The organism is Bradyrhizobium sediminis (assembly GCF_018736085.1).
Lineage (GTDB): Bacteria > Pseudomonadota > Alphaproteobacteria > Rhizobiales > Xanthobacteraceae > Bradyrhizobium > Bradyrhizobium sediminis.
The window spans coordinates 1,308,810-1,327,690 of sequence record NZ_CP076134.1; the positions used below are offsets into that span (position 1 = coordinate 1,308,810).

The 18,881-nt window shown below is 59.4% G+C and carries 17 protein-coding genes and 1 tRNA gene; 8 read left to right on the top strand and 10 right to left on the bottom strand.

Annotation, left to right across the window (positions count from 1 at the left end; genetic code table 11):
- Nucleotides 1–212 precede the first annotated feature (212 nt).
- The 6 genes from KMZ29_RS06275 to KMZ29_RS06300 form a co-directional block, all read right to left on the bottom strand.
- On the bottom strand, nucleotides 213–1,448 hold the full coding sequence (locus KMZ29_RS06275; RefSeq protein ID WP_215622919.1) for a type IV secretory system conjugative DNA transfer family protein: 1,236 nt from the start codon (nucleotides 1,446–1,448) through the stop codon (nucleotides 213–215).
- Nucleotides 1,449–2,551: 1,103 nt separating this feature from the next.
- Nucleotides 2,552–2,830, bottom strand: coding sequence for a type II toxin-antitoxin system RelE/ParE family toxin (locus KMZ29_RS26965; RefSeq protein ID WP_215622920.1), 279 nt, complete (start codon nucleotides 2,828–2,830; stop codon nucleotides 2,552–2,554).
- Complete coding sequence (locus KMZ29_RS06285; protein WP_215622921.1) at nucleotides 2,820–3,068, bottom strand: hypothetical protein; 249 nt, start codon at nucleotides 3,066–3,068, stop codon at nucleotides 2,820–2,822. The genes KMZ29_RS26965 and KMZ29_RS06285 overlap by 11 nt, the downstream gene beginning before the upstream one ends.
- 7 nt (nucleotides 3,069–3,075) lie before the next feature.
- A complete protein-coding gene (locus KMZ29_RS06290) occupies nucleotides 3,076–4,530 on the bottom strand; it encodes a replication initiator protein A (protein ID WP_215622922.1) in 1,455 nt (484 codons plus the stop codon).
- Between the two features lie 131 nt (nucleotides 4,531–4,661).
- Entirely contained in the window at nucleotides 4,662–5,243 is a 582-nt protein-coding gene (locus KMZ29_RS06295) for a hypothetical protein (protein ID WP_215622923.1), read from the bottom strand.
- A 96-nt stretch (nucleotides 5,244–5,339) separates the two neighbouring features.
- A complete protein-coding gene (locus KMZ29_RS06300; RefSeq protein ID WP_215622924.1) occupies nucleotides 5,340–5,831 on the bottom strand; it encodes a very short patch repair endonuclease in 492 nt (163 codons plus the stop codon).
- Nucleotides 5,832–5,971: 140 nt separating this feature from the next.
- On the opposite strand from KMZ29_RS06300, the gene KMZ29_RS06305 reads away from it, so the two are divergent.
- The gene (locus KMZ29_RS06305; protein WP_215622925.1) at nucleotides 5,972–7,330 is read left to right on the top strand and encodes an McrB family protein; all 1,359 of its coding nucleotides are present in this window, start codon (nucleotides 5,972–5,974) and stop codon (nucleotides 7,328–7,330) included.
- A gap of 170 nt (nucleotides 7,331–7,500) precedes the next feature.
- A complete protein-coding gene (locus KMZ29_RS06310; RefSeq protein ID WP_215622926.1) occupies nucleotides 7,501–8,634 on the top strand; it encodes a 5-methylcytosine restriction system specificity protein McrC in 1,134 nt (377 codons plus the stop codon).
- A gap of 14 nt (nucleotides 8,635–8,648) precedes the next feature.
- Here KMZ29_RS06310 and KMZ29_RS06315 read toward each other — a convergent pair whose 3' ends face one another.
- Entirely contained in the window at nucleotides 8,649–11,054 is a 2,406-nt protein-coding gene (locus KMZ29_RS06315; protein ID WP_215622927.1) for a DNA cytosine methyltransferase, read from the bottom strand.
- Nucleotides 11,055–11,220: 166 nt separating this feature from the next.
- On the opposite strand from KMZ29_RS06315, the gene KMZ29_RS06320 reads away from it, so the two are divergent.
- Both KMZ29_RS06320 and KMZ29_RS06325 read left to right on the top strand, forming a co-directional pair.
- A complete protein-coding gene (locus KMZ29_RS06320) occupies nucleotides 11,221–11,484 on the top strand; it encodes a helix-turn-helix domain-containing protein (RefSeq protein WP_215622928.1) in 264 nt (87 codons plus the stop codon).
- Nucleotides 11,481–12,737: a hypothetical protein gene (locus tag KMZ29_RS06325; RefSeq protein ID WP_215622929.1), complete on the top strand. Its 1,257-nt coding sequence runs from the start codon at nucleotides 11,481–11,483 to the stop codon at nucleotides 12,735–12,737. The genes KMZ29_RS06320 and KMZ29_RS06325 overlap by 4 nt, the downstream gene beginning before the upstream one ends.
- 76 nt (nucleotides 12,738–12,813) lie before the next feature.
- Here the strand turns inward: KMZ29_RS06325 and KMZ29_RS06330 are convergent.
- The 3 genes from KMZ29_RS06330 to KMZ29_RS06340 all read right to left on the bottom strand — a co-directional run bounded on the left by KMZ29_RS06330 (nucleotide 12,814) and on the right by KMZ29_RS06340 (nucleotide 15,284).
- A tRNA-Ile gene (locus tag KMZ29_RS06330) sits at nucleotides 12,814–12,889 on the bottom strand.
- A 183-nt stretch (nucleotides 12,890–13,072) separates the two neighbouring features.
- Nucleotides 13,073–14,263, bottom strand: coding sequence for an ABC transporter substrate-binding protein (locus KMZ29_RS06335; protein WP_215622930.1), 1,191 nt, complete (start codon nucleotides 14,261–14,263; stop codon nucleotides 13,073–13,075).
- 136 nt (nucleotides 14,264–14,399) lie between these two features.
- Nucleotides 14,400–15,284, bottom strand: coding sequence for a substrate-binding domain-containing protein (locus KMZ29_RS06340; protein ID WP_215624163.1), 885 nt, complete (start codon nucleotides 15,282–15,284; stop codon nucleotides 14,400–14,402).
- 85 nt (nucleotides 15,285–15,369) lie between these two features.
- On the opposite strand from KMZ29_RS06340, the gene KMZ29_RS06345 reads away from it, so the two are divergent.
- The 4 genes from KMZ29_RS06345 (at nucleotide 15,370) to KMZ29_RS06360 (ending at nucleotide 18,879) form a co-directional block, all read left to right on the top strand.
- Complete coding sequence (locus KMZ29_RS06345) at nucleotides 15,370–16,062, top strand: ABC transporter permease (protein ID WP_215622931.1); 693 nt, start codon at nucleotides 15,370–15,372, stop codon at nucleotides 16,060–16,062.
- Between the two features lie 2 nt (nucleotides 16,063–16,064).
- Nucleotides 16,065–16,787 (top strand): ABC transporter ATP-binding protein, encoded by a 723-nt coding sequence (locus KMZ29_RS06350; protein ID WP_215622932.1) that lies wholly within the window; start codon nucleotides 16,065–16,067, stop codon nucleotides 16,785–16,787.
- A 22-nt stretch (nucleotides 16,788–16,809) separates the two neighbouring features.
- The gene (locus KMZ29_RS06355; RefSeq protein ID WP_215622933.1) at nucleotides 16,810–17,646 is read left to right on the top strand and encodes an ABC transporter substrate-binding protein; all 837 of its coding nucleotides are present in this window, start codon (nucleotides 16,810–16,812) and stop codon (nucleotides 17,644–17,646) included.
- A gap of 108 nt (nucleotides 17,647–17,754) precedes the next feature.
- Nucleotides 17,755–18,879 carry a molybdopterin-binding protein gene (locus KMZ29_RS06360; RefSeq protein WP_215624164.1) on the top strand — a complete coding sequence of 375 codons (1,125 nt, stop codon included), beginning with the start codon at nucleotides 17,755–17,757 and terminating at the stop codon, nucleotides 18,877–18,879.
- The last annotated feature ends 2 nt before the right edge of the window (nucleotides 18,880–18,881 follow it).

Consider the following 18,881-nt stretch of genomic DNA (forward strand, 5'->3'; position numbering starts at 1 on the left):
TAGGGGAATTCGCGTGGCGCCTGCTAAAGAACGGGAGCCCGCCCAGAGGAGCTTTCAAAGTTTGCTGCTGAATAGTTAAACCAAGAGCCTCCTGATAATGGTACCACCCACGGTGGTGGCGTCAATATTGCTCAAGATTGCAAATTTATTGGAGGCATTGGGTCCACATGCAAAAGATCCCAATCATCTCATAGATGGAAGGAATGCGCCGGTCACTTCGGCCGACGTTGATTGTGGGCTCTGAGAGAGCGGCCGAAATTTCTGCGGCTTTGAGCGACCGTTAGCTCTTTTCGGTTGAGCGGAAGAAATAGCCGCGGCTCGATAAACGCGACCCGGTTGTTGTCTTCCAAGCGACGCAGCCAAGCCCGGAATGGTGGTTGGTCAACGAGTTCTGGTGCCGGCAGTGGATGAAATTCGGGTGCCAGCACCTCGGCGTCCGCCGCAGAGACGCGGAACGCCATGAGCGTGCCAACGTTGCCAAGCACTGACGCACGCACCGTGGGGGAGAGCTGCTCGGTGTATTGGCCGACGAGGCAGAATCTGGTTTTGAATTTGCGAGACTCTGAGAGGAGGGAGGCGAGCGCATCGGTCGCGAACGATTGGACCTCATCGATGTGGCAGTAAAAGGGAACACGCTCTTGCTCGGGTATCTGGGAGCGGGCCATAGCGGTTAGCTGCAAATGAGAGATGAAGAGTGACCCGAGAAGGTTGGCAGCCTGCTCACCAATTTGTCCTTTGGCCAGGTTGGCAATGAGTATTCGGTGATGGTCCATCGCGTAGGCGAGGTCAAATTTCGGAGCGTATTGCCCCAGGATATTTCGCACGGGAGGGGAGGCGGTAAACTGTCCAACCTTGTTCAAAATCGGCGCTGTTGCCTCGGCTAAAAGCCGTTGATCGTAGCTTGGAAATTCCTGCTGCCAGAACCGGGCGACGATGGGGTCCGTGACTTTCCGGACGAGTCGGTCGCGAAACTCCTGGTCAACAAATACGCGCGATAGGTCGGTCAGCACCGGCCGGGGGCCGGCGAGCAATGCGGAAATGCCCTGAAATAGAAAATATTCGAGCCGCGGTCCCCAGCTGTCGCTCCACAAGTGTTTGAATGTTGAAACGATGCCGGCGGCGGCGAGCGCGTGCCGCTCTGGCGGTACGCCCGCGAGCGGATTAAATCCAACCGGAAAGTCGGTGTCAGCCACATTTAGGTAACAGACATCGTTTGTCCGGCTCGGGGGCAAAGCATCCAATATTGCTTGAGCCAGGTCGCCGTGGGGGTCGAGCACGGCGACACCTTCGCCCGAACAGATGTCGTGCATTGCTAGGTTAAACAGCGCAGTGCTTTTGCCCGAGCCGGACTTCCCGACAATGTATACATGCCGCTCGCGCTCTTCGGGCGAGAGAGCAATGCCGCCGCCGGTCGACGATCTGGCGATGATTGGGGGTTGGCGCTCCATAAATCCGGGACAGCCCCTCGTGCGAAACACCCGCGGATGCGATGTGTCGGCCTGAGATCCCAAGAGCTCGTGTTGTGGAGTAGGCCCACCATGGGCCAAATGGAGAAGGGGAGAGGCCCGCCGGGCGTGCTTGTGGAGGAGCGTTGCCGGCGCGGTACGCAGGGGCTGTCCCGAGCCGTGAGCGGGACCGCCGCTCTATGAAGTATACGGCTGCGTCGAAGTTGGTAGGGTGTGGATAGCCATGGTTAGCACATCGCCGATGTGAGTACCGAGGAGCGCCAGCGATCCGCGTGAGAAATTGTGCCTTCAGGTTGGGATCGGCCGAGCTTTACCCCCCGCATTTGTCGGCAGACCGCACACCGTAGGGCGCCCCAGCGCCCAAGGGCACCCGCCCCAGCGGGTGTGCGGTCGGCGGCGAAGCCGCCCGACCCCGTGCGCCCAGCCGAGCACCGCAAAGCCTCACGGCTGCGGAGCGCAGCCTCCGCGTGCTCTATCGCGCGGAGGTCGGCGATTTTGCCCGTCCACGGGCAAAATTCGCGGAGAGCCCCCAGCTCAGCCTAGCTTTGGCAAACGCACGCTACAGCGCCGTGTTTGCAGGCTGAGTGGGGGCACGGGGTCGGGCGGAAAGCCCGACAAATGCGGGGGGAAAGAGTGAGCACCTGCAAGGATTTGCGGGTGCGGAGTAAGGACGCGAGGGTACAAACATAGATGTACCCCTGTTTGTACCTCAACGATCGCGCCTTTCCTTATTCAAAGAGAACACACCCTGTGTATTGAATATATTAGATTCTATTAGAGCGGAGCGATGATTTCACAATAGCTTTTGCTTGCAACGTATTTTGCCGATGTACATCGAAAATCGTTGGGTCAAACCCCCCAGGACGTTGGGTCAAACCCCCCAATGTCTTGGGTCAGACCCCCCGGGTCTGAGCAACGATATCCACACCGGACGCAGCCCGTTATTCAACCAGTCTTATGAGAGGTGGCTCGTTGACGGATTTCAATTTGTGTGTCGGAAAACAGATATTGTCCGACGCTTATATATGGCTCTGTTGAGCCATATTTTGGCGACGCCTTATTTTGTGGCTCTGCTGAGCCATTTTTCAAAACGGTCGACGCGACGTGTGGCGAATGTGGATCACCTGCAGCTCCATCCCGTGCGATCGGTAGAAAATTCGGTACGGCAGCCCGGGCACCGCTGCGGCCCAGAAGTCACGATCAACTAGCTTCGGTGCGATATCTGGAGCGAGTGAAATCCGTCGAATGGCGAGGCGTAAGCGGGCTTCGACGACGCCAGCGATTTCTGGAGAGGCTACTCTGCCGTAATAGCCTGCGATTGCGTCAATGTCGGCGAGGGCCTGCTCGGAGTACCTAACCCTCATGACTCCTGAATTTGGCGAATGCGGCCTCGACGGCCTTCTCTGACGCGAACTGTCCCCTATCAATTTCCGCTAGCGCAGTGTCCAATACGCGCAATTCCTCCTCGCTCGCGTGGTATTCTCCCGAGCGCCACTCATCAATCTGTCGGGCCGCATTATCGAGCATCTCAAGGTCATCCTCAGACCATGAGGCTACCCTTTCGTTTATCTGATTGAGTATTTTATCGGCCTTTTTGCTCATTTCCCTATTATACCACATTCGGCCTATCGCTGCCGCCTCGGCGGCTAGCATCCCAGGTGGCTAAGTCATCGATCTTGTCAGGATACCGTTCGGCCGTGATGCGAGCCCGCGCCATGTCAGCCAGATAGGATTTCATCGGACCACTTCCCTTCTCCCCCAGTTCACTCTGAACGAGAGCCAATATTGCCTGCTGTTCGTTGAGCGGCAGGGACGCAAACAACGCGTCTGCGGCTCTTCGCCGGTACGTGCTGTACTCGATGCGGTCATCTTCGGCGCGCTTCTCGGCGGCAGCCCGCTCGGCGGTCTTAGCATCGCTCCGTCGGCGTTCCTGGCGGTTGATATAGCTGGTTAGATACTGCTTAAGGCCTCCAAGCGTCTTCACGTCAAAACTTGTCTTCTTGGCCTCCGAAAGCGCGTAGGAGAGGAATTGGGGCATCTCATCGAATGAGACCTCAGTCAGTAGAAATTTGGCCGTCTCCACGTCCTTAGACGGAACATAAGGTATGGCGGAGGTCGGCTGGCCGGTCCTCTTTTCTAGAAACATGTACGCAACCTTGAGCGGCTCGGCTGTTTCCTGTTTGTCGCTTTGGAATTCGAACTGCATTTCTGGCTGATGTCGACCACGATAAAAGCGATCGTAATCATGAATAAACGCAATACCCGGACGGAAGGTCAGGATAAGGCCCTTGCCGTCTGCGGCGGCTGCAATGCTGTAGGAAGCCAGAAAGCCCACTTCGCGCAATTTGCGAAGATGCGACCCTAACTGATCTCGCTCAATGACAGATGGCTGGGTGTGCACGGTGATGCCGCCGAGCCATTCGGTGCAGATGTCCTCGTAGCGCTTTCTGAATGTCGGTCGTTTGCGCGGATTGTCCGTGTACAAGTTTGCGAAGTGGAAGAAGAGGCGCATGTAGAGCGCTTGACCAATCGTACCGAGTTCAGCCATGAGCGTATGATTCAGACACGTAAAATGCTCATCGTTCAGTGACGAAATTATCGGGCGAGCCAGCGTTACCGTGCATCGCTCAACAGGATCATGCTCGGACTCCCTTCGTTCGAGATACACTTCCGGAAAGATATTGAATGTGTGCTCGGCGAAATGACCTCCACTCGTTTTAAAAGCGGTACGGACAAAGGCGTATTGAATTTCGTGAAGTGCTCGCGTCAATTCCTCGCTGTCGCGACCACCCCACTGCTTGCGTCCGATTAGGCGGACGAGTTCGCGTTTCGTGAAAGAGATATCACTCTGGATCGGCCGGCCGTAATTTGAGTGCTTTTTTATCAGCGCCACAAAGATTTTGTGCGCAAGTGGTCCGGGCTGGCCAAGCGCTGGATCGGGGCGAATATAAACGGCTCTATCTTTAACGTTCGAATTGAGCGCAATCTCTCGTGTTCGTGTCGAAGCGCGCTTCGGATCGTGACAAAACAATGCACCGGAAACACGCAAGAGCGTGTTCTCCATGTACAGCTTTTCGACTGGGGTAGGCGCTGCCTGGCTCGTCGTTTTCGTTTCGCTTGCTGCCATAAATCGGCAGCTAAATTATATCCCGAATGTTGGCGCGGGTCCTTTGCTACCGTGTGGAGAGCGGCCTGCTACTGTATCTCTCCCCCATTTCGGTTCTCCGGAGCAATCAGCAACGGTGCGAGCATTGATTGAAGGCGGTGGATCAGAGTGTTCGTTTCCTTTGATCGCTCCGTAAGCTCGTGTATCTGGGTGTTCTTTACCGAAATCTCGCCGCGCAAGAAATCGTTCTCGCGTTCCAGAGCTGCGACATATCGCGAATCTTCTTCACGAACAGTCGCGACTTGTCGCGTCTGGTCGGGACTTGTCGTCGCTTGTCGCGGCTCTTCCTGGACCTTATTTCCCAACGGCCGAATGGTCGCGTCCGGTCGCGAATTGTCGCGACTAGTCGCGCCCGGTCGCGACACTTCTTTAATGTATTTTATGTGCCGCTCAACAGAGTAGGGCGCGACAAGATATCTCTCGCCGGTTGGCGTCTCCGCCTTATGGCAGTCGAGTTTATCGAGGGCGCAATAGCGCTGGATAGCGCGCGGGGTGCGGGGAAAGCCCGCCTCCTCGTACATGTCCGCGACCTCATCGATCGACAGGGAATAGAGCTCGTTGGGCGAACGGTCGCGACTTGTCGCGTCCTGTCGCTTCTGATCGTCTTCCATGGTTTGATGATAACCGGCAGCCCTCCACCTGCCGCCGGTTATCCCCACCGCGATGCACGCTCAATGTGACGGCTAATACTGAAGCTTGCTGAAGCGTTACACGTTCCAAGCTCCGGTAATATCCTGTTTGGGCGACGTAGTTGTTAGCCAATCAGAGACGCGGTCCGTTAGCTCGTTTAGGTTCAATCTGGCTCGACCTCGCAATGCGCATTCCCAAACCTTGAGGATTCTCCAACCATCGCGCTCCAGCTCAATTTCGGCAGCGATGTCGCGATCGCGATTTCGCAGAATTTTTGCGTTCCAAAAAACGGCGTTCGTCTTTGGCATCACCCCCTTGGGACAATCGTGGCCGTGCCAGAAGCAGCCGTGGACGAAAATAATAGCTCGGTGCGCGGGGAATACGATATCCGGGGTACCTCGCAGAGTTTTCACGTGCAGACGATAGCGGAGGCCACGCGCGTGAAGCGCCTTCCTTAATATCAATTCCGGCCCAGTATCGCGCCCCTGAATACGCGACATGTTGTAGCTTCGCTGCTGCGAAGTGAGTGGATCCGGTAGTGTCGCTCTACGCTTTGGATCGCGATTCATTTCTTGCTCCACCTTACACGCGCATTGGTAACAGACGGAATCTCTGAGCAAAATATCTTCTCCGCCAGATCTGTCCCTTACTGGGGTGACTCTGCCTGTCGAATCGCCACTATTGCGGTAGTCTTACATTCGGGGGCTCCATGGCAGTTATGAAGGTGTTCGCCGGATCGCCCGGCACTGGCAAAACCTGGAGCGCGGCTCGCGCCGCAGTCGAATTGCTGCGACCGGGTACGGCTGCTTCCGACGTCCAACGCGTTCATGAACAGCTGGTCGAGGAGGGACGTATCGTCTGGGTGACCTTCCACCCTAGCTATTCTTATGAAGATTTCGTTGAGGGGTTTCGCCCAGAAGAGACGCCGACGGGCAACGTGGTCTACTCGATTGTCCCAGGTCCATTCCTTCAGGCCTGTCGTACTGCGAGTGCAGCAGTGAGCGCGAATCGCTTCAGTGTTGGGCAGCTCCTTGGGCCGGGCGGGCGATATCGCGTGACGCATGTGGAAGCGGGTGGCCTTGTTCTAACGACAGTGGCGAACAGGCGCGGCGATGCAGTGGCAGGCGAGGGCGATGAGCCAGCACAGGCATTTGTTGATTTCTGGACGCTGAAGAGATTCGCGGATCATAATCTGCCGGTGTCTGACCTAAGGCTGCCCGGAACACAGAATGCTCGCCGACAGGAAGTCTCGCGACTGACCGGCGTGCCTACTACCTTCTTTCCAAACTCTAGTCGGCACGCGGCTGTATATGAGGCCCTTCAGACCGAAGGCGATATTATTGAACCCACAGAAGTTGTCCTTGTCATTGATGAGATTAACCGGGCGGATCTCAGTCGGGTGTTCGGCGAACTGATTACGCTTTTGGAGTTCGACAAGCGTCAGGGAGCTGCCGAGGAGCGTAGAGTTACTTTGACTTACTCAGGAAAGCCGTTGTCTGTGCCGAAAACATTGTCCGTAATTGGCACCATGAATACCGCCGACAAATCTCTTTCTACGGTCGACTTGGCATTGCGCCGCAGATTCGAGTTTGTGCTAGTTCCGCCCGATCCACTCCTTATCCCTGAAGAGTATGGCGGTACGAACGTGCGCGCTATGTTCAAGACCATGAATCGCAGGCTCGTCGCGTTGAACGGGGATGAAAATCAAATTGGGCATGCTGATTATATGTCCAACAAATTGGAAGAGCTTCGGGATCGAGAGAATTATGTCGCCGATGCTGGCGGCCAACTTTCAGCCGTAGCTCACACGCTACGTCATAAAACCATACCGTTTCTTGTCGATCTTTTTCGTGGAGATCAAGACTTAGTCCGTTTTGTCGCAGGTGCAGATCTATTCGACGAAGAGGCCATGGATGATCTCAGTGATGCTTTGCAGGCACTCGGGCGGCTGGACGCGAAGCCAATTGTCACGACTGCTTCATGGTGGAACGCGAGGCACGTGGACTGGAATCAATCTCGATTCGCAGCTCGATTTCCGATCTCGACGACTATTGATCCGGCAGGCTGACGGCAATGCGAAGACCTGTACCGATAGTCTCGGCACATGAGTTTGGTCCGGTTATCCTGCCGCGCGGTCTTGATACAGCGCGTACTCGCGAACGCCTTGAGGGAGCGGGACTGCGCGCTGGGCTGCGGGTATTTGAAACACGTGATCGACGCTTGTATGCGAGGGGCATAGTGGGCGTCGTCGATGTCGGAGACGTTATTGTAGAAATTTTGCCCAAGACAGCAGATGGTGACGTTCGCTCAGATGGTGCGGCGTTCCTCGGCCGTCTCTTAAGGTTTGCTGGTAAAGAAGAAGCGCCCGTGCTGTCCGATGCGAGCATCGCTGCCGGCGAAGGTGGGTTGCTGGAAATAATCTTTGCGTGGGCGGCACGTACGATCGCCGACAACCTTCGCGATGGAGTGCCGCGGCGGTATGAAGTGTGTGAGGAAGTTTCCACGGCCGTTCGCGGAAGAGTGGAGCTTCGTCACGTTGTTCGTCAGAGGCCCGGCAGAGCTTTCGAGTTGACCGTGCGTCACGCGCCGTTACGAGAAGACAATCCAGTCGGGCGCGTGGTGCGATGGTTAGTTGAACGACTTTGTACTCAAACACGAAGCTTACGCACACGCGCGCTATGTCTGAAATTGCTGCAGTCACTTCTTCATATTGCTCAGATAACGCCGACAAAAGCAGACCTGGAACGCCTGACTTTAAAATCGATGGAGACCCGCTGGCGTCCGCTAATTGCGTTGGCCCGAATTTTTCTTTCGCAACAGAGGCCAGATCCGGCGCTAGGCGGCAGTCTGCCTGCCGTCGCAGTATTGTTTACGTTGCACGATCTCTTTGAGGCAGCATTGCGGCGTGTACTCCGGGAAGGCCTCGGTGCTCATGGGCTTTTGCTCCAACGCAACAGCGGCCAATTATTGTATCCGATCAGTGGAGGAGGCGGCTCATTAGGATTACGGCCTGACTTCCGAATCGGCCAGAAAGGTGCGACCGAGGCTACAATAATAGGCGACGCTAAGTGGAAATCGATATTCGATCGGTCAGGGCTGCTGCATTTCAGCGAAGCTGACGTATATCAGGTGACCACTTACATGGCAGCACTCCAAGCCAAGGCGGGTTTTATCGTTTGCCCGCTATTGGAGACATTCCCACAAACCCTTTGTCGCTCAACTTTCGCAGTCTCGGGCCTTAAGCGCCCACTGGATTTCCTGGGAATTCGATTATCGGTGCTCATTTCCGACGGGCCAGACGGTGTCGATCTGAGGAAGCTTGTGTGCGACTTCATAGCAGAGGGGCAGCACGCTTCTGTGCTCGCGGCCTAATCCCGTCCACGTCGCTATCCTCTTCTAACTGCGGCTGGTTGTCTTCGCCCCAATTCAATGGCGCTTAAAACGCGAGCCACTCTGTTGGCTATTCCATAGCTAAGCATCGGCGGTACGGCATTGCCGATCATCTTAAACCCATCGGTCAATGCAGTTTCCTGCAAAGTAAACCAATCTGGAAAACTTTGAATGCGCGCGGCCTCCCGCACGGAGATCGTTCTCGGTGCAGCTGGGTGTATGTAAGCGTAGGTGTCCTTCCCCATATGACTAACTATTGTTTTCGACGGCCGCGAAGCATCCATTCGAGCCACCCAATCGCCATGGTGTCCGTCTTTTTTCGCGAGGTAGCCTTCGGTGAGCAAGTGGTGGGGCGCGCCAAGCTTACTGCTCGCTTGTTCTAAAAGCAGCCGCAATGGCAGACTTCCGTTCAACCGTCCCCGTAGCTCTGCTATAGCATCGCGTTCGGGAATTTTCTGTCCAACCTTCCGAGCCGCCCGTGCAGCTGCATTGAGAGCTGCGGCCGGAAGTGCAAGAAATCCGTCGAGCACTGCTCCGAGTTCATCTATCGTTTGCGCTTCGTCGGCTCGATAATCCATCCATCGTTTGCCGGGACCCATGAGGGAGAAGAAGGTTGCGTCATCAGTGCGGGCCGACCGAGCGGCGTGGCCATCAACGCAATCGGGGGCCATTGATGTTGTGGGTATCGATTGGCGAATCCATCCTGTGTACGGATGAACGTCGGAACTTGGGCCTGTTACAGGTGCGGACGTGTTCATGGCCTCACCGCCGGTCATGACGCCACCGACCATTTCGGGCTCGGGGAGGCCGGCTAAGGCGAGGGCAAGTGTGGCCTCAGGTAAGCGTCGAAGTGAAAGGCAGCTTTCGGCGTAGCGTGCCGCTGCGTCGACCCCCTCTGTCTGAATTACCCCCGCCATGAAGTAGCGCTGTCGCGTCTGAGGTATGCCGTGCCGAGAGGCATCTAAAACCTTCGAAGAAACCTCGTAGGTAACTTCACCATTCGACATATTAGCAATGGCTTCAGCCAGCACTTCGGTAGCTTGGAACTCAACGCCGTCCGCCTTCACCGTCGACTGGAAGTGCTGAACATTCTCGAATAGAAAAACACTCGGTCGTAAAGCGCCCAGCACCATTACGTATTGGAGGAACAATAGGTTCCGCGCATCGCCAGCCTCGGCGTCCCCGTGAACTTGCACGCGGGCATCGCGCAAGCTCCGGATCTTACCTCGACCGATTCGGCTGAAACCTTGACACGGAGGGCCGCCAACCAGCACAGTGACTTGGCAGTGCGTCGCATATAGCCGACGCAATGACATGGCAAAGCGCTCGTCGCTGAACAGTTTGGTCCGAACGGTCAAGCGCCGAGCTCGCCATCTAATCCAAGCGTCCCGGACGGGCACCATTCCTTTACTGGCGAGGAAAGCGACAAAAGCACCAACGCGCCGCGCCGAGGCGCTTAGCTGACCGCGCCCGGACGCTTGGCGTTTGGCTGAGAGATTCGCAACTTCTTGGTCCCATTCTCGTTTAGCGTGCGCCACGAAAAGGGGATCAGGTTTGATGGGGGAGTGAGCCGGCGCGATATCACTGTTTTGCTCCCAAAGAAGCCGCGGTAAAACGGCCGTTCTGAGAGAGGGGCGCGGGAGCCGAAGTTTGTCGTGAAAGCTCGCTACCGATGTCTGATTGAGCGACTGTCGGTCGAGATGTTCGTAGGCGTTGCGCCACGCCAGACCATCTCGGATTTCATCAAGTTCCTTAATGAGTGAGTGATCGACTGCAGCGACCGCGGCAAAGAACGTGGGAAGCGCTCTATTATTTAACGACGTCAGACTTGTGAGTAAGCTCTTGTCATCGGTAACGACTGCGGTGTGCTGAATAAAGAAGGCAAGAAACTCTGCTTCATTCATGAACTCGGTAAGATCGACTTGACGGCCAATCGGGTGGTCGCCAGCTCCCATCAACTGGGCATTGCGATTTAATACCTCTATGGGTGCAGCCTGATTGTCGATAGCCAGAATTGTGCGAAATTGGCGTCGGCCACCCTGGAGGTCAAATCCCAGGCTCAGACCGCCACAGCCTGAAAAAATATCAACAACGAGCCAAGGGTTTGCGGGTGGCGTGAGCGGAGCAAATGGCTCGTCTTCTTGATAAACGTCCTCATCAGGACGGCTCTTCGACACCACAAAAATATTGCGGCTTCGGGTCCGACCCGTGAGCCAATTTTCATATTTTTGAGCCGAATCGCTTCGAACGTGCTCGCCAGCCAGATGGTTTTGAAGGGTCTGCAGGCCAACACCGATGATTTTCGCCGCAACTCCAACCGGAAGACCGCGGCTAGCGATAGCCGCAGCCACTCGGCCCATCAGGGAGCCGATAGCCGGTGGTTTTGGATCATGATTCGTCATCTATTCTACCAATAGCGGCATCTGTTTCACGCAGCCAGATGGTGTCGTTGAGGCCCAGCAGAATTCGGTGGACGCTTGACCTCTGAAGGAGCCATCCTTTCTCGAACCCCAGTATGCACACTGACAGTGTGTAGCGAAAAGGTCCGTGCGGAGCAAGGCTGTTCCCATGGAAGGGAATCAAGACCTCCAGGCCGTGGGCCGCGAAATCCGACGCCTTAGGCGAGGCGTAGGGCTCAGCCAGGAGCAACTGGCCGAGCGTGCGGGCTTGCATCGCAATTACGTGGGGCTCTTGGAGCGCGGTGAGCGCAATGCCAGCTTGACGACGCTTTTTGCGGTAGCTCGTTCTCTCGGTGTTAGTTTAGGGGAGTTGTTTTCCAATATACCGGTTGCCACTAAAGTCGGGCGAGAACGGCGAGCCAGAAAACGATGAACATCTCAGCAAAACCCGACGTCGCCGGACCGCTTCTTGCGCTCTGGCGCGACCGGCCAGACGAAGTTCGTAAGCTCAGCCTCCGGCAGATTGTCAATTTGGCTGGAGATGGCCGGGTGCTCGACAGTACCGCCTGCTCAACTGAGTTGCGCACCTTATTGTCCGAGGTGGAGGCAGACGATCTGGAGCGCTTTGTCGCGGAGTGTCTTGAACGGGAGCCCGGAGGAATCGCTCGAAAGGGATTTCCAGACAGCGGTTTCGTTCTTCAGGACGTCGTGAATGAGATTGGCCGACGGCTTGATTTCAGCGTTGTCAACGGACTCTACCAAGGACGCAGGGGCGCGACCGGCTATGACGGAATCTGGCAGGACGGGGCCGGAACTGACCTAGTCATTGAGGTGAAGACAACGGACACCTACACTATTGCACTCGACCAGGTGGAGCGTTATCGACACGAATTGATCGAAGCTGGCCGTATTGCCGAATCTAGCACCGTCCTGTTCGTCGTGGGACGGGACGAGACAGGTGCGCTTGAAGCGCAAATCCGCGGGTCCAAACACGCCTGGACGATGCGTATGATTGGTGCCGCCAGTTTGGTTCGACTACTTCAAGTCAAGGTCAATGCGGAATCCTTGACTGTAGTGACCAGAATAAAATCATTGCTTCGGCCGATCGAGTATACCCGCATCGATGGCATTGTTGATCTCATGTTCGAAGTGAGAGCGGATACAGATGAACCAGTGCCGATAGATGAATCTATCGTAACAGAAGCCGCAAAGTCGGAATTGGAGGCGCCGACTCGCGAACCCTCATCGCCGCCAAGCGCAGGCATTGAAGACGCCCGACAGATTGCCGCCGGCAGGTTGTCCGAGAAGCTCGGGATACGTCTAACGCGCAGGCGAAGATCCTTATTCGAATCTGCGGACGACAAGGTTCGCGCAGTCATCTCTGTATCGAAGAGGTATGATCGCGATTACCAATCTTACTGGTACGGCTACTATGATAGCCAGCGCGCATACTTAAGTGAGGCTAGCGACGGCTATCTCGTGTTGAGCGCGCTGGATACAGGACGTGTTTGGGCCGTGCCTTTCGGCGTTGTCGAATCGTTGATTCCTTCTATGAACTCTACGAGCCGTCCGGAGGGACAAGTCTATTGGCATATCTTGACCAAGCTCGTCGGGGACGATTGCGTTCTGGTAGCAGGCGACAAGCAAACCTCGCTGCAACCCTACGCTATTGATGTGAACAAATAGGCATCGTTTCTGTGGCGGTAGCTGAGGCGGTTCGAAAAAAGCTGCTTTGACTGATGCCGCAAAGGCCTGATTTCTTTGGTGGGCCCGGCAGGACTCGAACCTGCAACCAGACCGTTATGAGCGGCCGGCTCTAACCATTGAGCTACAGGCCCCGCCGCAGGAGTGCCGCCGCGGGCGGCACGCAACGGTGCCGCCACCGTTTACAGGGGCGGCGGCGATCCGGCAATGCCGGGTTGGATGGGCAGCTTTCCGCGAGATCCGGGTGGCGAAGTAAGGGGCGAATAGCGAATGGCGAGCAGCGAATCGGGGAACTTCCTGCTCGCCGCTCGCCTACCTCACTTCTTCACCAGCGAACAGGCCGGATCGGGCGGGCCGAACGCTTCCTGTCCGGAGATCTTCGCCAGGATCTTGTAGTAGTCCCACGGATATTTCGACTCTTCCGGCTTCTTGACCTCGACCAGCATGAGGTCGTGAACCATCAGATTGTCCTCGCGCAGCTTGCCGTTGCGGGAAAAGAAATCCTCGATCGGCTTCTCGCGCATCTTCGCCGCCACCTTGAGCGGTTCGTCGGTGCCGCTCTCCTTGATGGCGTTGAGGTAATACATCACGGATGAATAGACGCCGGCCTGCCACATCGTCGGCATCCGGTTCATCTTGGCGAAGTAGCGCTTCGACCATTCGCGGGTCTTGTCGTCCATGTCCCAGTAGAACGACGTCGTCAGCAACAGGCCCTGCGCCGCCGGCAGGCCGAGCGAATGGATGTCGGTGATCAGCGCCAGCAAGGCCGCCATCTGCTGGCCGCCCTTGAAGACGCCGAACTCGGCGCCGGTCTTGATCTCGTTCATGTTGTTCGGCGGCCCGCCGGCGATGCCGATGATCTTGGCTTTCGAGGCCTGGGCCTGCAGCACGAAGGACGACAGGTCCGGCGTCGCCAGCGGCGGGCGCACCGATCCCAGCACCTTGCCGCCGCTCTTGGTGACGACGCTGGCGGCGTCACGCTCCAGCGAATGCCCGAACGCGTAGTCGTCGGTGATAAAGAACCAGCTGTCGCCGCCGCGCTTCACCACCGCCTGCGCGGTGCCGACCGCGAGCGCACGGGTGTCGAACACCCACTGCATCGCATAGGGCGAGCAGAATTTGCCGTGGAAGTCGGCGGTGCCGGTGGAGTGAACGATCAGCAGCTTCTTCTTTTCGGTGGCGATGTTCTGCACCGCCAGCCCCACCGCCGACACCGGCACGTCCACGATCAGGTCGACCTGGTCGACATCGTACCAGCGCCGCGCAATGGCGCCGCCGATATCCGGCTTGAGCTGATGGTCGCCGACGATCACGCTGATCGGCTTGCCCAGCACCTTGCCGCCGAAATCATCCACCGCCATCTGCGCCGCGGTCACCGAGCCCTGGCCGGTCGGCGTCGATGCCGGTCCGTTCATGTCGGTGAGCACGCCGATCTTGACCACGTCGTCCGACACCTGCGCCACCGCCGGTGCCGATGACAGCACCACGGTCGCGAATGCGCCGAGCATGGATATTGTTCTGGCTGAAATCACTCTGGTCCTCCCATGACCGTTCGGCGCGTTGGCCGTCATTGCTTGTTTCGGCGCTCGATAGCGCCAATTGGTCGCAATTGCAACTATTGGAAGGTCCGCGTCGACCAGCAGTTCAGGCGGCGAAGCGAATTTGGCCCGCGGGAGCAGGGTCATATCCGCCGAGTTCCGCGGCCCGCTGCTTCAGCCCCTTTTGCCTGATGAAATCGATCAGCGCCTGAATCGAGGGGCGGAAATAGCTGCGTTGCCGCATCAGGAGGTCGAAATTCTCCCAGAGCAGCGGGACGAAATCGAGACCCGCCGATTTCGCCGCGGCGCGGGTGGCAACGCCGCAGTCGGCCCTGCCGGCGCGGATCGCGGCCGCGAGATCGGGGCCGGTGAGACATGGCGGCTCGAGCCGGCGCAGGTCCTTGAGGCTGGCGCCGGCGCGCGTCAGCAGCACGTCGAGCAGCATCTGCGCGCCCGCGCCGGGCTGCCGGACGGCCATCTGCGCGCCCGCGGCAACAACGTCCGTCAGGCTGTGCAGTTGTTTGGGATTACCTGATGGAACCAGCAGGCCCTGTTCGCGCCGCGCCAGTCCGACCAGCACGGCATCGTGCAGCCCCGGCATTGCGCGCACTGCCGCGACATTGGCGTCTTCGACCGTAACGTCATCGCTGTGGAAATGCACCGCCGCGGCGATCACCTCGCCGCGCTGCAGGCGATCGACGCCGCGCGCGGTGCCCTCGGTGAGCGACGCCAGACCGGAGCCGGATTCGCGCAAGGTCCATCCCAGCAGATCGTCCTGGCTGCCGCCGACAATGGGCGGCGGGTCCGCGGCGATCATGCCGGCGGGACGTGCCAGTCCCGCAAGCACCCAGAGATCCAGCTCCTGGCGCGGAAACAGCCACTTGCCGGTCACCTTGCTGCAGGGGATCGCGCCCGAAGTCACGAGTTCGTAAAGCTTGCGCTCTCCGAGCCGGACATAGTCGGCGGCCTCGCTGGTGGTCAAGAACTCTATCCTGCATTTATATGCATATTTCTGCTTTTGCTCAATAAGTTGACATAAGCGGAATTGATGCGGAACAAGGCGGGTGGAGGGAGCGATGTCCGACCAGCTGAGCGCCTGGGAACTGATCCTGAACGGCGATGCCGCGCTGTTCGCGATCGTGAGGCTTTCGCTTGCCGTCAGCCTGTCCGCGGTGGCGCTGGCCGCTCTCGTCGGCATGCCGCTCGGCGCGCTGCTCGCCCTGAGCCGCTTTCCCGGACGATCCGTCCTGGTGGTGCTGCTCAATGCGCTGATGGGGTTGCCGCCGGTCGTGGTCGGGCTCGCGGTTTACCTGCTGCTGTCGCGCTCCGGGCCGCTCGGGGCGATGGGCATCCTGTTCACGCCAACCGCCATGATCATCGCCCAGACCATCCTGATCGTGCCGATCATCGCGGCGCTGGCGCGCCAGACCATCGAGGATCTCTGGGTCGAGTATCGCGACGAGTTGACGGCGATGGACGTCAGCCCTGTGGGGCGCATGATGACCTTGTTGTGGGATGCGCGATTCAGCCTGCTCACGGCGCTGCTGGCGGGTTTCGGCCGGGCCGCCGCCGAAGTCGGCGCGGTGATGATCGTCGGCGGCAATATCGATGGCTTTACCCGCACCATGACCACGGCGGTGGCGTTGGAGACTTCCAAGGGCAATCTGCCGCTGGCGATGGGACTGGGGCTCGTTCTGGTCGCCATCGTTCTGGCGATCAACGCCGCCGCTTGGGGAACGCGCGTCTGGTCGGAACGGCAGGTGGGCTGACGATGCGCGCACCCTCCAGCGATCTTCCCCTCGTGCTCGATGGCGTCACGCTGCAGGCGGGCGCGACCGTCATCCTCGACCGGTTGAATCTCGCGATCACGCCGGGCGCGCCGACGCTGATCGTCGGGCCGAACGGCTCGGGCAAGAGCACCCTGCTGCGGATCTGTATGGGGCTGGCGGCGCCGTCGGCAGGCCGCGTCACCTGGGGCGGCCGGACCGACAGCAAACCGGTGCGGCGCGCCATCCTGTTTCAACGTCCGATCATGCTGCGCAGAACCACTGCGGCCAATGTCGCCTATGCGCTGGCGCAGGCCGGCGCGCCACGCAGGGAACGCGCGGCGCGTGTCGCGGCATTGCTGGAACGCGTTGGGCTCGCCGATCTGGCGCAACGCCCGGCGCGGCGGCTCTCCGGCGGCGAACAGCAGCGGCTGGCGCTGGCCCGCGCCCTGGCGCGCGATCCCGAAATCCTGCTGCTCGACGAGCCCACCGCCAGCCTCGATCCGGCGGCGACGCGCGGCGTCGAGGAGATCGTGCTGATGGCGGCGCAATCCGGCATCAAGATCGTGATGGCGTCGCACGATCTCGGCCAGGTGCGCCGGCTCGCCGGCGAGGTGATTTTCATGGTTCGCGGCGCGCTGTGCGAGCGCGGCCCTGCCGCGGACTTTCTCGACCACCCGACGACGCAGGAGGCCGCCGCATTCCTGCGCGGCGATCTCGTGATCTGATTTTCCGCAACAGGAGTTCCCGATGACGTTTCGCTTTTCCTCATTCGCCTCGGCCATCTTGCTCGGCACGCTCGCCAGTCTCGCGCCGGCACAGGCGCAGGATCGCTCGATCGTGGTGGCCTCGACCACGTCGACGCAGGATTCCGGGCTGTTCGGCCATCTCCTGCCGATCTTCAAGGCCAAGTCCGGCATCGAGGTGAAGGTGATCGCGCAGGGCACCGGCCAGGCGCTCGACACCGCGCGGCGCGGCGATGCCGACGTGGTGTTCGTCCACGCCAAATCGCAGGAGGAGAAATTCATCGCCGACGGTTTCGGCGTGAAGCGATTTGATGTGATGTACAACGACTTCGTGCTGATCGGCCCGAAGAGCGATCCGGCGGGAATCAAAGGCACCAAGGACATCGTTGCAGGGCTGAAGGCGATCCAGGCCAAGAGCGCGCCGTTCGTTTCGCGCGGCGATAGATCCGGCACCCACTCCGCCGAACTCGCGCTCTGGAAACAGGCCGGTATCGATATCGCGGCCAGCAAAGGCCCCTGGTATCGCGAGATCGGGCAGGGCATGGGCCCGGCGCTCAATACCGCCGGCGCCATGAACGGCTATGTGCTGTCCGACCGCGGCACCTGGATCTCGTTCAGGAACCGCGGCGAGCTCGAGATCGCGGTCGAAGGCGACAGGCGGCTGTTCAACCAATATGGCGTCATGCTGGTGAACCCCGAAAAATTTTCCTCGGTAAAGAAGGAATTCGGCCAGGCCTTCGTCGATTGGCTGGTCTCGGCCGAAGGCCAGGCCGCGATCGCGGCCTACAAGATCGACGGCCAGCAACTGTTCTTCTCCAATGCGGAGAAGAAGGGGAGCTGAGCGCAACAGTGAGCCGAATCCATCATGTCGTCCCGGCGAACGCCGGGACGACGCAAGTTTGGTGAGCGATGGTTGCCAAGGTGGCGATGAGTGGTCCACCATCGCCTGATGATACCGACCCAGCGCCTGCCGGCCTCGCTCACTCCGCTCGACGTCGCGCTCGCGGCGCTACTCGATGGCCTTGCGCCGGTTGCGCCTGTCGATCTTCCGCTCGCCGATGCGCTCGGCTGTATCGCCGCGGACATGCCGCCGCTGCAAGCGCAGCCGCCGCACGACATCGCAGCCGGCGACGGCTGGGCCTTGCGCGCCCGCGATCTCGTCGGCGCGTCCTCCTATTCGCCATTGCCGCTCGCGACGCCGCCGGTCTGGGTCGAAGCCGGCGATTCTCTGCCTGAGGCTTGCGACTGTGTGCTCGATTCCGACTCGGTAGATCAGGCGGGACCGCTCGTTCAGGTGCTTTCGGAGGCGATACCGGGGCAGGGGGTGCGCAGGGCGGGCAGCGACATCGCCGCAGGAAGCGCCGTCGCCGAGGCCGGGCGGCGCGTGCTGCCGCGCGATCTCCTGATCGCGCGCGCCGCCGGGATGGAGAAGTTGAGGGTGCGGCGGCCTCGCCTGCGCGTCGTCGATGTTCCCGCGACAGGCCGGTCCGTGACGGCGCAACTGATCGCGGAGAGCGCCCGCAAGGCCGGCGCCGATGTCGTCTCCGTCGAGGCCGCGGGACGCGACGCGGGGTCGATTGCCAAAGCGCTCGACGCCGCCGAGGCAGGCTGCGATCTGCTGCTGACGACAGGCGGCAGCGGCGTCGGCCGCACCGATGCGACCGTGACGGCGCTGGCGCAGCGCGGGAAACTCATCGCGCACGGCATCGCCCTGCAGCCCGGCCGCACCTCCGCCGTCGGCCGGATCGGCCAAACGCCGGTCGTTGCGCTGCCCGGTGCGCCGGACCAGGCGTTCGCGGCGTGGTGGACGCTGGGGCTTCCCGTGCTGGATCGGCTGTCGGGGCGGCGGCCGCGCAAGACGTTCAATTTGCCGCTGGCGCGCAAGATCGCCTCCGGCGTCGGCATCGCCGAAATCGTGCTGCTAAGGCGAGAGCAGGGCGTCTGGGTGACGCTGGCGGCGGGCGATCTGTCGCTCGATGCCATCGCCCGCGCCGAAGCCTGGCTCGCGGTGCCCGGCGGCGCCGAAGGTTTTGCTGCGGGCGCGCCGGTCGATGCTTATATGCTGCGGGAATGATA